At 52.0% G+C, this 13,072-nt stretch carries 16 protein-coding genes and 1 riboswitch; of the genes, 5 read left to right on the top strand and 11 right to left on the bottom strand.

Going from position 1 to position 13,072, the window contains the following annotated elements:
- Nucleotides 1-24: 24 nt before the first annotated feature.
- Both KNP77_RS02730 and KNP77_RS02725 read right to left on the bottom strand, forming a co-directional pair.
- Nucleotides 25-879, bottom strand: coding sequence for a Rossmann-fold NAD(P)-binding domain-containing protein (locus tag KNP77_RS02730; protein ID WP_070328762.1), 855 nt, complete (start codon nt 877-879; stop codon nt 25-27).
- 109 nt (nt 880-988) lie between these two features.
- Nucleotides 989-1,345 (bottom strand): HesB/IscA family protein, encoded by a 357-nt coding sequence (locus KNP77_RS02725; RefSeq protein WP_131441440.1) that lies wholly within the window; start codon nt 1,343-1,345, stop codon nt 989-991.
- Between the two features lie 97 nt (nt 1,346-1,442).
- Nucleotides 1,443-1,584, top strand: a riboswitch (FMN riboswitch).
- A gap of 158 nt (nt 1,585-1,742) precedes the next feature.
- On the opposite strand from KNP77_RS02725, the gene KNP77_RS02720 reads away from it, so the two are divergent.
- Nucleotides 1,743-2,330: an ECF transporter S component gene (locus KNP77_RS02720; RefSeq protein ID WP_131463908.1), complete on the top strand. Its 588-nt coding sequence runs from the start codon at nt 1,743-1,745 to the stop codon at nt 2,328-2,330.
- A gap of 111 nt (nt 2,331-2,441) precedes the next feature.
- Here KNP77_RS02720 and KNP77_RS02715 read toward each other — a convergent pair whose 3' ends face one another.
- Both KNP77_RS02715 and KNP77_RS02710 read right to left on the bottom strand, forming a co-directional pair.
- Nucleotides 2,442-3,653, bottom strand: a complete 1,212-nt coding sequence (locus tag KNP77_RS02715) for a NupC/NupG family nucleoside CNT transporter (protein ID WP_214888323.1) — start codon at nt 3,651-3,653, stop codon at nt 2,442-2,444.
- Between the two features lie 199 nt (nt 3,654-3,852).
- Nucleotides 3,853-4,089, bottom strand: a complete 237-nt coding sequence (locus KNP77_RS02710; RefSeq protein WP_035386187.1) for a YuzB family protein — start codon at nt 4,087-4,089, stop codon at nt 3,853-3,855.
- Nucleotides 4,090-4,185: 96 nt separating this feature from the next.
- On the opposite strand from KNP77_RS02710, the gene KNP77_RS02705 reads away from it, so the two are divergent.
- Nucleotides 4,186-5,241, top strand: coding sequence for an NAD(P)/FAD-dependent oxidoreductase (locus KNP77_RS02705; protein WP_214888320.1), 1,056 nt, complete (start codon nt 4,186-4,188; stop codon nt 5,239-5,241).
- Nucleotides 5,242-5,490: 249 nt separating this feature from the next.
- The gene (locus KNP77_RS02700) at nt 5,491-6,921 is read left to right on the top strand and encodes a S8 family peptidase (RefSeq protein ID WP_214888305.1); all 1,431 of its coding nucleotides are present in this window, start codon (nt 5,491-5,493) and stop codon (nt 6,919-6,921) included.
- 56 nt (nt 6,922-6,977) lie between these two features.
- Here the strand turns inward: KNP77_RS02700 and KNP77_RS02695 are convergent, their stop codons facing one another.
- Nucleotides 6,978-7,265 carry a DUF1462 family protein gene (locus KNP77_RS02695; protein WP_071397900.1) on the bottom strand — a complete coding sequence of 96 codons (288 nt, stop codon included), beginning with the start codon at nt 7,263-7,265 and terminating at the stop codon, nt 6,978-6,980.
- Nucleotides 7,266-7,391: 126 nt separating this feature from the next.
- Between KNP77_RS02695 and KNP77_RS02690 the strand changes: the two genes are divergently transcribed.
- Nucleotides 7,392-7,619, top strand: a complete 228-nt coding sequence (locus KNP77_RS02690) for a NifU family protein (protein ID WP_016509169.1) — start codon at nt 7,392-7,394, stop codon at nt 7,617-7,619.
- A gap of 32 nt (nt 7,620-7,651) precedes the next feature.
- Here KNP77_RS02690 and KNP77_RS02685 read toward each other — a convergent pair whose 3' ends face one another.
- Both KNP77_RS02685 and KNP77_RS02680 read right to left on the bottom strand, forming a co-directional pair.
- Nucleotides 7,652-8,422, bottom strand: a complete 771-nt coding sequence (locus tag KNP77_RS02685; protein ID WP_070328756.1) for a TIGR01457 family HAD-type hydrolase — start codon at nt 8,420-8,422, stop codon at nt 7,652-7,654.
- A gap of 4 nt (nt 8,423-8,426) precedes the next feature.
- Nucleotides 8,427-8,870, bottom strand: coding sequence for a DUF86 domain-containing protein (locus KNP77_RS02680; protein WP_214888302.1), 444 nt, complete (start codon nt 8,868-8,870; stop codon nt 8,427-8,429).
- Between the two features lie 158 nt (nt 8,871-9,028).
- Between KNP77_RS02680 and glpX the strand changes: the two genes are divergently transcribed.
- Entirely contained in the window at nt 9,029-10,009 is a 981-nt protein-coding gene (gene glpX, locus KNP77_RS02675) for a class II fructose-bisphosphatase (RefSeq protein ID WP_070328755.1), read from the top strand.
- Nucleotides 10,010-10,046: 37 nt separating this feature from the next.
- Here the strand turns inward: glpX and KNP77_RS02670 are convergent, their stop codons facing one another.
- The 4 genes from KNP77_RS02670 to KNP77_RS02655 all read right to left on the bottom strand — a co-directional run bounded on the left by KNP77_RS02670 (nt 10,047) and on the right by KNP77_RS02655 (nt 13,070).
- Nucleotides 10,047-10,733: a DUF975 family protein gene (locus KNP77_RS02670; protein ID WP_214888299.1), complete on the bottom strand. Its 687-nt coding sequence runs from the start codon at nt 10,731-10,733 to the stop codon at nt 10,047-10,049.
- Nucleotides 10,734-10,834: 101 nt separating this feature from the next.
- Complete coding sequence (locus KNP77_RS02665) at nt 10,835-11,140, bottom strand: hypothetical protein (protein ID WP_214888296.1); 306 nt, start codon at nt 11,138-11,140, stop codon at nt 10,835-10,837.
- 155 nt (nt 11,141-11,295) lie between these two features.
- Nucleotides 11,296-11,676, bottom strand: a complete 381-nt coding sequence (locus tag KNP77_RS02660; RefSeq protein ID WP_035386184.1) for a YutD family protein — start codon at nt 11,674-11,676, stop codon at nt 11,296-11,298.
- A gap of 47 nt (nt 11,677-11,723) precedes the next feature.
- A complete protein-coding gene (locus KNP77_RS02655; protein WP_214888293.1) occupies nt 11,724-13,070 on the bottom strand; it encodes a bifunctional metallophosphatase/5'-nucleotidase in 1,347 nt (448 codons plus the stop codon).
- Nucleotides 13,071-13,072: the final 2 nt, after the last annotated feature.

Here is a 13,072-nt window from a genome sequence, read left to right as displayed (position 1 = left end):
TGCGAACGATGAGAGGCCGTTTTTTCATTTGCGGATCGTTTGAATGATGACACGGTCAATCCAATCATCGAGTTGCGTGAACACGAAGCCAGCTTTTTTCGCCTCGGCATTCGACATGTAGTAGTCGACGTCCGTATCGTACGGGGACGACTCCCCATCCTTAATGATTTGGACCGGTTTACCGATATGCTGTCCAATTCGTTCCATGAGCGCACCTAGCGAGATGAGGCCGTCGCTCGCGGCGTTGAACGGCCCCCTCACGTCGGCACGGCCGACCCATTCCAAGAAAGCTGCCGCCTCGAAACTTGAGATGAATCCCATCAACGCCTCCGGGTGATGTAATACGATCGGTTCTTCGTTCCGAACCGCGTCGACATAAAATTTTAACCGGTCGGTGTAATCATCCGGCCCTAGGACGATCGGCAACCGCACCGTCGTGACCGGGAATGAGGCCCGATGGAAGAAGTACGATTCGGCCTCTCGTTTCCCTTGTCCATAATCATGTTCCGCGTCGAGGTGATATTCGTGATGGAGCGGATTGAAGTCGCTCTCTTTTAAAGCTGCCTCTGGCGCATAGACGGACATCGTCGACGTGAGCACATATTTCCCGACCCGGTCCATGAAGGCGTCTGTCGCGATCTTCGCCTGATACGGATTGAAACAAATATTGTCGTAGACGAGGTCATACTCGTTGCGTGCGAGGTCTTTCATCGTCGCGACCGACTGACGGTCGCCTTTAATGGAGCGGATCCCTTCCGCTTCCGGCACTTGCAGCTGTCCGCGTGTGACAATCGTCACGTCGTCCCCGGCTTCAGCGAGCCGCAGTGCGAGCCGTTTCCCGAAGTAACGTGAGCCACCAAAAATCAACACTTTTCTCATCACTCCTACCCCCTTCTCATCCTTCTTCCACCAATATTCCCGTTCATTTCCTCTCATTAACATACTCACCAAAAAAGGTTGCCGAACATGTCGGCAACCCGTCTATCGTTTAGCAATCCCCGGGCGTGCCGGCGTTCGCCGCCGTCCGGAAACTCGAGCCGCAACCGCACGTCGCGATCGCGTTCGGATTTTTGATCGTGAAGCCACCGCCGAGCATCGACTGCTTATAGTCGATTTCGAGCCCGTCGACGACACCGTGGTCAGCTTCGGCGACGATGACGCGGACGCCATGATGGTCGAACTGGACATCCTTGTCCGTCTTGTCTTCATCGAACCCCATCCCGTAGGATAGGCCGGTACACCCACCGCCTTGGACTTTAATGCGTAAGAATTGGGCTTCAGGGCGTTCGGTCTGTTTCATCATATCGATGACTTGTAGTGCGGCTGGCTCTGTTAAATGAATCATCTGAACTCCTCCTCATTTATCTTCACTTCAAGTCAACTGACTTGTGATTTTGTGAAATATCTTGTATAACTAAACTGTAACAAAAAAAATTAAATCGTTCCATCTTCGGGGCAGGGTGAAATTCCCGACCGGCGGTATTGAAGACAAGTTCTTCTCAGCCCGTGAGCGAGCAAGGCGTTGCTTGCTGATTTCGTGAGATTCGAAAGCCGACAGTAAAGTCTGGATGGGAGAAGATGGCGGCATCCGACCGATATCCGGATGTTTTCTTTGGCGTGGTTTAAACGTTCATGAGAACATCTATTTCGTATGCGCGTAAACTCTCCCGATTGTTCACACAATCGGGTTTTTCTATGCGACGGGTGCCATTCATCAAGGAGCGACAAAAGGAGAGATTTTGATGAAAACAACGCGCAACAAACGATTGACAACACTGGTGACGCTATCGATGCTCGGGGCGATTTCATTCGTCCTCATGCTCTTTAACTTCCCGCTGCCCTTCCTGCCACCCTTCCTAAAAGTGGATTTCAGTGACATCCCAGCGCTCGTCGCCGGTATCGTCTTCTCGCCACTCGCAGGTGTCGTGGTCGTCGCTCTAAAAAACGTCCTCTACTATGTCTTTAACGGTGGCGGCGTCCCGGTCGGTGAAGTCGCGAACTTCTTTGCAGGTGTCGCATTCATGTATCCGGTCGCTTGGTTCTACCATAAACGTAAAACGAATAAAGCGCTCGCTTCAGGCCTCGTGGCAGGTACGATCACGATGGCGATCAGCTTGGCGATTTTGAACTATCTACTCATCTTACCAGCTTACGCGTTCTTCTTCGGAATGGCCGAGATGGCCGATCCAGCAGTCAAGACGAACCTCGTCCTGTACGGTATCTTACCGTTCAACTTGATTAAGGCATTATTGATCACCGCCTTGTTCGTCCCGCTCTTCCTGAAGTTGAAGCCGTGGATCGAACGTCAACAAATGCAACTGCAAGCTTAATACACAAGCACCCAAAGGAACTTCTCCCTTGGGTGCTTTTTTCGATGCGGATAGTTACATGAACGAACAAGAGCGCCCACCGGAGTGAGCGCTCTTGTTTGTGAATAACGATTAGAGAAGAAGACCAGCGAGAGTCGCTGACATCAAGTTCGCAAGCGTACCTGCGAGAATCGCGAGGACACCCATACGTGCGATGTCGTTACGACGGTTCGGAGCCATACCACCAAGACCACCGAGAAGGATGGCGAGTGATGAGATGTTGGCGAATCCACAGAGTGCGAACGCGATCATCGCTTCTGTACGAGCTGACAACTCACCTGAACCGATGATTGGTGCGAACTCAGAGAAGGCAACGAATTCGTTCAAGACGAGTTTTTGTCCAAGGAAGCTACCGAATTGTACGGCATCTGCCCATGGTACACCGATGACGAACGCGAGCGGTGCAAACACGTAACCAAGGATCAACTGAAGTGAGAGACCTTCTAGACCGAACCAGCCACCGATTCCACCGAGAAGCAAGTTGACGAGTGCGATCAATGAAACGAAGGCAAGAAGCATCGCACCGACGTTCAACGCGAGGAACAACCCGTCTGACGCACCGCGAGCGGCCGCATCGACGAAGTTTGCTGCTTTGTTCTCTTCATCTTCAGCAATTTCGATATCATCATCCGGAGTTTCTGTTTCCGGGACGATGATTTTTGCAAACATCAAACCAGCAGGCGCTGCCATGAAGCTCGCTGCGAGCAAGTACTCGAGCGGAACTCCGAGCGCGGCGTATCCAGCAAGTACCGAACCGGCAACAGATGCGAGACCACCGACCATGACAGCAAACAATTCAGATTGTGTCATTGTTGGAAGGTAAGGCTTGATGACGAGCGGTGCTTCCGTCTGACCGACGAAGATGTTCGCCGTCGCTGAGAGCGATTCTTTACGTGACGTACCGAGTGCTTTTGCAAGTGCCGTACCGAGGATCCGGATGACCCATTGCATGACACCGATGTAGTAAAGAAATGCAATTAACGAAGACATAAAGATGATGATCGGTAAGACTTGGAACGCGAAGACGAAGTTGTCTCCCCCGACTGCCGTACCGAAGACGAAGCCGATTCCGGCGTTCGCCGTGTTCAAGACGTTTTGGACGCCTCTTGAGATAAATTCTAACGCCGAACGCCCTACCGATGTGAAGAGGACGAGGAACGCGAACGTAAACTGGATCGCGAAGGCGGCAAGAACGGTACGCCATTTGATGGCTTTACGGTTGGTCGAGAAGATGTAAGCGATTCCAATTAGTGCCAAAATACCAACCACGCTCATGATATTCATTGGTGTTGTGCTCCTTTCATATTGAAAACCCGATGATTGTGTTATACCCGAATCAAGATGTGCCCTACCGTTTGAAACGCTTTCTTTTTATGTTGTTAAACGTCAGACAACCTACATTCGAACCTCTTAGAATATACCAAACCGTTTTAAAAAAAGCAACGGGTCAAAAAGAAAAAAGTTTGAGAAATCTCAAACTTTTTTACCAGGCCATCTCTTCGATTTTTTCATACACGTTCGTGACGAGTTGCTCCGGTGTCTCCCCAATCACGACTTCTCCGTCGACGAGACAGAACAAGTCGAGCGAGCAGACCCCACAGTAGCCGGTACAGCCATATTCGACGACGTCTAGGTCAGGATCGGACTCTAGTTTGGCCCGGGCGATCTGTGAACCCATCGCTAAGTTCGAGGCACAAAACTCGATGATCGGATTCATCATTTTTTTCACCGTCTTTCTTCCCCTATTGCGGGAAAATGGTTCTTCTACGAGGTATTATATCATGGTACAGTTAGAGAGTAACAAAGGGGGATTTTTATGCGCAAATTAGTCGTCTTAGGAGGCGGTTACGGGGGTATGCGTGTAATCGAACGCGTCCTCGGCCATCAGCTGAAGGACGTATCGATCACATTAATCGACCGTCTACCTTATCACGGATTAAAAACAGAGTATTATGCACTAGCCGCAGGAACGGTATCCGATCGTGACATCCGTGTCGATTTCCCGGAAGAAGTCGACTACATATACGGGCAAGTCACGGACATCGATACGACCGACAAGATGGTGTTGCTCGCAAGCGGGGAAAAAGTGCCGTACGACGACCTCGTCATCGGCTTAGGCTGCGAGGACAAATACCATAACGTGCCCGGCGCCGCCGAGTTCACGTACAGTATCCAAACGTTAGAAGAATCGCGCAAGACGCAACAAGCGATCAACGGCTTGTCGCCCGGTTCGATCGTCTCGATCGTCGGGGCCGGGCTATCCGGTGTCGAGCTCGCGAGCGAACTCCGGGAGAGCCGTCCCGATCTGACAGTCCAACTGTTCGATCGTGGCCCTTCCGTCCTGTCCTTTTTATCGAATCGTGTCTCGATGTACGTTCAATCGTGGTTTGAAGAGCACGGTGTCGAAGTCATCAACAATGCCAACATCGTCCGGGTCGACCCAGACGGTCTGTGGAACCACGAACAGAACTTTGTCGCCGACTTGACTGTCTGGACGGCCGGAGTCCAACCGGTCGCCGTCGTCCGAAACCAAGGCTGGGAGCTCGATGGGGGTGGCCGCGTGAAACTGACACCGCATCACTACGTCCCTGATTTGCCTGACGTCTTCGTCGTCGGTGACAACGCCAGCCTCCCGTACGCACCTTCAGGTCAACTCGCCGAGGCACAAGCGGAACAAATCGTCCAAGTGCTGCTCTGCAAGTGGAAAGGCGTCGCTTATCCTGAGTTACCGGATATTAAACTCCGAGGCACGCTCGGGTCGCTCGGGAAGAAGGCCGGATTCGGCGTCTTCATGGGGAAACAGTCGCTGACCGGGAAAGTGGCCCGACTTCTCAAGTCCGGTATCCTGTGGAAACATAAAGTCATCAAATAATACGACCGAATCGCGAAATGGCTACCTTGCCATCTCGCGATTTTTTTATGTGATGACAGCCGCTTACCCGTTCATCCTTCTTTGCCTTGCGCCAAAAGTCTTGTATCTCTGTCCCTGATATACTTGTCTAAATTTTCAGATTATTGATTCGATTGACATATTCTATCCGATGGAAAAACTTGTTACTCTATGAGCACGGCAGTTCGACATCATGTCATCTCGCCTACATAATCTAAAGGGGGAAATCCATTGAAGAAGATCTGCAGCACCGTCCTCGCCTCGCTTCTCGTCTTGTCAACCGTCCCACAAGCAGTAGACGCCAGTCCTGACAAGGAAAAAGAACGTGTCATCGTCGTGTTCAAACAGTCGGCGAAGAAAATCCCGCTCTCGATTGAAGGTATGGAAGTCAATCAGCAATACGCCAACATCCCGGCTGCTGCCATCGAAGTGCCGAAAGCAGCGCTGAACGGATTGAAAAACAATCCGAACGTCGCCCACATCGAAGTCGATCAGACGGTACAAATTGAGAATCAAACCCAAGACTGGGGAATTCCAAAACTGAAAGCACCCTCGGCTTGGCAGAACGGCTTCACTGGCAAAGGTATTAAAGTCTCCGTCGTCGATACCGGAATCTCAGCGCATCCTGACTTGACGATTGCAGGTGGAGCGTCATTTAGCAGTGTGACGAGTTCATATGCCGATGACAACGGACACGGCACGCACGTCGCCGGGATCATCGCGGCACGTGACAACGGCATCGGAACGATCGGGATCGCCCACGAGGCAAGTATTTACGCCGTCAAAGCGCTCGAGGCGAACGGCAGCGGTAGCCTGTCGAGCATCATCGCCGGTATCGACTGGTCGATTTCGAATCAAATGGATATCATCAACTTGAGCCTCGGAACGACGAGTCCTTCGACGACGCTCCAACAAGTCGTCGACCGGGCGAACAATTCAGGCATTCTCGTCGTCGCAGCGGCTGGTAACAACGGCCGAGCCGACGGCAGCGGCGACCTCGTCAACTATCCGGCGCGCTACAGCTCGGCCATCGCGGTCGCGGCGACGGACATCAACAACAATCGCGCTTCGTTCTCCGCTACGGGCAATACAGTTGAAGTCGCGGCTCCTGGCGTGAACATCAACTCGACACTCTCAAGCGGCGGCTACGGTCAATTGAGCGGGACGTCGATGGCAACACCATACGTCGCCGGGAACTTGGCACTCATGAAACAAGCGTACCCGACGCTCTCATCTTCACAGCTCCGGACGCGTCTGTCACAAGATACAATCGACCTCGGCACAGCAGGTCGCGATACACTATTCGGCAACGGACTCGTTCAAGCGCCAACGTCAGGCGGCACGTCACAACCGGTTCAAGCACTAGCGGCTACGGTCACGACGTCAAAAGCGACGTACTACGCGGGCGAACAAGTATCGATCACGTCAACAGTTCGTGACGCGAACGGTCAAGCGGTCGCGAACGCGGACGTTCGTGTGACGGTGACGCAACCTTACGGCTCGACGCTCACAGGGACAGGTAAAACGAACTCAAGCGGAGCGATCACGTTCACGCTCTCGACTGGTTCTTCTTCACAACGAGGGACGTACCAAGTGAAAGCGGATGCGACGCTCTCAGGATACACGGCAAGTTCAGCGACGTCGTCGTTCCAACTTCGCTAAATCGAAAACAAGGTTGAACGAATGTGTATTCGCTCAACCTTGTTTTATGATGTCGTTTAATTCTCGTCAATCGCCGTATACACTTTACGCAACTGGACGACTCCTTCGTCGACGACTTCCCCGTTCAAGAGGACGAGCGGGTAAAACCATTCGTCTTGCTTGATCGCCTCAGCGATCTCATCGTCCGCTTGCTCGAAGTCGATGTATTCGAACTCGAACTTGCGCTCCGGATATTTCCGGGCGAGCGCACTTTGTAACCATTCATATGTCTCGACCGAGCTCGGTGCCCCGACACAGCTCGCACACTGTACTTCTGCCCCGTATACCGTGATTTTCATCGTCATTCCCCCTATTTATTTCTATTATACAAAAATCACGCAGCGCCCTTGTCACAAAACGCTCAGCGTTAAAGATTGAGAAACAATCTCAAACTTGCTAGAATGGAATAGAACCAGAAAGGGGTAGATACCATGGAAATGTTTGATCAAGTCCAAGAAGTACTCGATAAATTACGCCCGTTCTTGCTTCGCGACGGCGGTGACGTCGAACTCGTTGATGTAGATGAAGGCATCGTCAAACTTCGTTTGATGGGTGCATGCGGCAGCTGCCCGTCTTCAACAATCACTTTGAAAGCCGGAATTGAGCGCGCGCTCATTGAAGAAGTACCTGGCATCGTCGAAGTCGAACAAGTATTCTAAACAAAAAGGGAGACGTGAGTCATCCCTTTTTTTCATGCATGTGTCCATTCGTCCAAGCTCTCGACCATATAGGTCGGGAGCTTTTCTTGTTCTTGGATGAACGCCGGCCCGTGAACGCCTGAATTGACGTGCAGCGTCCGTAGCCCTCCGTTGATCCCAAACAAGATGTCCGTATGGTAGTTGTCCCCGACCATGACGACCTCGTCTTTCGTCAGACCGATCATCTCGAGGGCGATGTCGATCATGACTGGCTCCGGCTTGCCGATGAAGAACGGGTCTTTCTCCGTTGTCACCGTGAGCACGGACGTGAGCGCCCCGTTGCCCGGTAAAAAGCCGCGCTCGGTCGGGATGGCGATATCTCCGTTCGTCGAGATGAAGCGAGCGCCGGACCGAATCGCGAGCGCACCTTTTGCCAATTTCTCGTACGTGATGTGGCGGTCGAGCCCGATGACGACGTAGTCGGCTTTCGGTTCGTCCGTCACATGGAAGCCACGCTCTTCAAGCGCGATCCGGAGACCGTCTTCCCCGATCATATAAACGGTCGCCCCTGGTGTCATCTTCTCGATATAACGGGCCGTCGCCATCGCACTCGTCAAGACGTGCTCGGGCGTCACGTGGACACCCATCGACACGAGCTTATCCGCGACTTGTTTCGGCGTCATCGAGGCGTTGTTCGTGACGAACAAGTACGGGAATCCCGTCGCCTCGAGCCGATTCACGAAGTCGACTGCTGCTTTGATCGGCTCGGTGCCCGCATAGATCGTTCCATCTAAATCAAATAAGTATCCTTTAATTAAATTCATCTAATCACTCACTTTCCGGTAGAAATGCTGATACTGGTCCAAGTTCCACTTCTAAATAGCGGCGGACTTGCTCGGGAAATGCTGCGAACGTCTCTTTTTGACGTTCCGTCCAGGCGTCAAAGCGAGCCGAATCCGACGTGACGAACTCCCGGACGTAATAGGCACGCATCATGACGAGCTCTTTCGCCGCTTGAGCCGTCTCGGTGTCGAGCACGCGCTCGTCCAATAAAATGTCGACGATATCTTCATAACTCCCCGGATCGCGCATAATGAAGCCGTCGATCATCGAGTTGCCGACATCGATGACGCCTTCCATCAAATGCACGGCCAAACGCTCTTTCGCAAGTTCAAGTGTGAACGCGTCCCCTTCGAGCTGATCGATCCGATGCAACATCGTTTCCATGTGGGCCAGCGTCTCATTGATTTTTTCTCTATTCACAAAATACATCGTCATCCCCCCTGCCCCTTATCATAATCTTTTTTCCGACTCGAGAAAAGAATCTCCCCTATTTACATCATTTATCCGATTGTGATACACTAATCCACGGATTAACACTTTAATTAGTATGTCACATTAAATAGAAATCACGTGGAGGGTTCAACACTATGGAACGAGAATTAGCGTTAGAGATCGTACGAGCAACCGAGGCAGCGGCACTGGCATCATCAAAATGGATTGGTCGCGGCCAAAAGAACGAGGCCGATGACGCGGCGACGTCAGCGATGCGCGAAGTGCTCGGTACGGTCAATATGGATGCGACTGTCGTGATTGGTGAAGGCGAATTAGATGAGGCGCCGATGCTTTACATCGGCGAACGCCTCGGTACGACGTTCGGGCCGGAAGTCGATATCGCGGTCGATCCGCTCGAAGGGACATCGATCGTCGCCAAAGGACTCGGCGACGCCATGGTCGTCATCGCAGTCGCCGATAAAGGCGCTCTCCTCCACGCACCTGATATGTATATGGATAAACTTGTTGTCGGACCGAACCTGAAAGGGAAAGTCTCGCTCGACGAACCGCTCGAGTCGATCATCGAGAAAGCCGCGCTCTATAACGGCAAACGGATCGAAGAAGTGACCGTCATCATGCAAGACCGCGATCGCCACGAACATCTCCGTCAAGCGGCGATGCGTATGGGCGCACGCGTCAAACTGTTCGATGACGGCGATGTCTCGGCCGGGATCGCCGCAGCCATCAAATCGAACCCGATCGACATCTTCATCTCGACAGGCGGCGCACCAGAAGGCGTCATCACGGCAGCAGCCGTCAAGGCGCTCGGCGGCGATATGCAAGCCCGCCTTCACCCGATGAACGAAGAAGAGACGGCCCGCGTCATCTCGATGGGTATCGAGGACCCGCTCCAACTCCTCACGATCGACGATCTCGTCAAGAGTGACGATTGCATCTTTGCCGCGACCGGTGTCACGACGGGTGAACTGCTCGACGGCGTCAAGTTCTTGACGGACGATATCGTCGAGACGACGTCGCTCGTCATGCGTTCGAAGACGAAGACGATTCGCAAAGTCGTCGCTGAACACACGTTGTCGTTGAAGCCGTACCTGAACAAACAACAAGTTGAAGCATGACAAAACCTCCGCTCAAAATTTGAGCGGAGGTTTTTTATTAAAATCCTGTCGGCACGTCACCTGAAGTATGGTCCGTCATATACTGTGGTTCTGGACGCTTGTCTTTTTGAAGCGAGTCATAAAACGCGGCGTACGTCGTCGTGAAATACGGATACACGTACAAGAAACCGATTCCGAGCGTGAACACGCCGACGAAGAACCAACCGATGAACGAGAGGACGAGCTTGAACGCGTCCATCTTGTGACCATCCATCATCCGGCGTGACTCGGTGATCGCCTCGAGAGCCGACAGTTCTGGCTGATCACGTAAAATATAGTTCGTGAGCGAGTACGAGAACGCTTTGACGATTCCTGGGATCACGAGTAACAATGCCCATAAGAAGATGAACAACCCTACGAAGAACGGAGCGAGCACGTGCTTCACATAGCCGGTTTGGAACGGTTCAAATAATTTCGAGACGGCCGGCTTGTCGCCGCGTGACACGGAGAGGACGAGCCATGACCATCCGACCGTGAGCGGTGCGATCAACAACGTCAGAAGGAACGATAAGAACGATAACGTCATCTCGATAGACGTCAATGGCTCCATTGACTCTGCGTCAATCGTCGGTGCGAACGATTGGGGAATCCCGTTCAAGACAACGAACAAAATCAAAATCCCGGCGAGCAGCCAGCGATTACCTGTCAACATTTTTTGTGCGTGTTGTTTCCATTGTGCTGTCATAGTATCCATCCCTTTTTCGTATTCTTTCCTTAGTGTACGTCATTGACCGACAGAAGGTTTCAAAAAACACGAAAACAGGGAAAGGTTTCTTCTTTTCCCCGTTAATATAAGATATTGCCCATAAAAAACTGCGACATCGATAGAATAAATAAGAGCACACCTGTAGAGACCACAGTCAATGAGATCGCTTTAAACAACCGGCTTTTTAGAAATGTATTCCGATACTCGAACCGGCGAACGAGCAAGACATGGACCAACTCAAACAAAAGGACCGCGGCTGTGAAATAGAATGTCATGATACTACCTAACCCGAAGAACAGCATCGCCAATAAACCTAACCCTAAGTTATGGATTCGGTTATGAACATCATCGCGATCACCGACGGTCGTCGTTTGTACGTGTTGCATCCTTCCACCTCACTTCCAAAACCCGAACAGAAAAAGTTATCTTATATATAAATTATCACAATTTTCTTATCCCTAAACCTGTCACACCATCTTTTCACCTAAACGAAACATCTAGGAAATATATGTAATAAAAAAACGCTGATGTCATCAGCGCGTCATGAACCGGTCGAAGTTTCAGCTTCTTCCGCTTTATTGAATTTTCGTTTTAGTTTGAGCGGTTGTTTCGTTCCGCCGAACACAGGACCGTCTTCACTTTCATCAATCTCTGTCTCTTTCTTCAGGACGAAGAACGGACAACCAAAGTTACAATACTCATACACATAGTCCATCACATGATCGATTCGATTATCGTACGTGGCAAACTTCGACTTCACTTCATAAAATCCTTTGAGACGAAGTTGACCATGTCCCCAATCTCCGACGATGTAATCATATTTATCGAGCACATCACTATAACGAGCGATGAATGCCTCTTCGTCAAACCCGTCGCGTTTCTCTTCGATGACGGTATATCCATGGTGATTCACTCTAATCATTTTCACACCTCCACTTTCCTATCATATCACGCCCGTCGACAGTTCCCCTATCGTTTTCGGATCACATCATGACGCGCCATGATCGTTTCACGCAGCACGTCACGCAGAAGTTCCGGCATGTAGTAACGCTTCGGCTGGTCCGCCAAATACGGCAGGAGCGGACCGAACGTGAACATGTCGACCGTGGCGACACGATATGTCTGTTCAAGACCAATCTCGTTGCCACGAAGCAAGTAGCGGCCTTGTTTCAATTCAAGACCGTGGACGATCGGTTGTCCGAGCACCGTCCCGCGAAAGCCGAGCCCACGCACGTGCATCGTCGTGAACGGCTCCTCATGAACATCGCTCAAGAAACGAAGCAACGTTGCGCCGTCGAGTGTCAACAGGCATGGGTTGATCGGGTGCGGACAGATGCGATGGAGCATATTGAGCGTGACTTGTCCGGGTGCCAACCCTTCAAGCAGGATGCCCGATGGAAGGATGCTTACTTCGGCATCACACCAGTCCATTAATCCGTCCGCTAACAATTCCGCAATCGGAGATGGTCCGAACCAATCGCTCACATAGCCTGGCGTGGCGGCAATCGTCACGTCAAGCATACTCTCGGCTTGTTCATACTCGAACCGCAACACCCGTAGCGTGTCGTCGTCCTGAACGTGATCTGTCAAGTCATGGAGACACGCCTTCTTCTCTACGATTTGGCCGTCCCGAAGCGTCAAATCGACTTCTCCGACGTATTGCCCGTACTTCCCGGCCTGGGCGATCAATACCCCGTTTTTCATGACGCCGTCGTCTAACACGTGGTGCGTATGCGCCCCGAGGATGACATCGATGGCCGGGAACGCTTCGGCGAGTCGCTCGTCGGCGTAGAAACCGAGGTGACTGAGCGCGATGATGACGTCACATCCTTTGAGTTCCTCGATTGCCCGAGCAGTCGCCGTCAGCGGTGACTCAATTTGCCAACCGAGTTCAGGATACAGCTCTTCATACGGTGCGGTCACGCCGAACAGACCGACACGCACACCGGATCGCTCGAGGACGAGCGTCTCCGTCGCCCAGTCCGGTCGCGTCCCGTCCGCTTGATAGACGTTCGCGAGCAAGACGGGGAACGTCGCATCCTCATAGAGCGAATCGAGCCAGTCGTGCGGAAACGTGATGCCTTCGTTGTTGCCGATCGTCACGGCCGTCGGATTGAGCCGATTGAGCAAGCGGACGTTCACTTGCCCTTTCGTCACTTCCGTCGCCGGGTGTGTTCGATCGGCATGATCGCCGAGGTCGAAGACGAGCGTGTCCTCGTGTCGGCGTTCGTTCAAAAAGGAGACAAGTTGGGGCCAATTATGAAATTTTGAATGCAAGTCATTGTAATGAAAGATTTTAATCGTACGCACGGCCATCC

This window comes from Exiguobacterium sp. s142 (assembly GCF_018618455.1).
GTDB classification, from domain to species: Bacteria; Bacillota; Bacilli; order Exiguobacteriales; family Exiguobacteriaceae; genus Exiguobacterium; species Exiguobacterium aurantiacum_A.
Note: the sequence above shows the minus strand (reverse complement) of the source record. Positions and strands in the feature narration are given on the sequence as shown.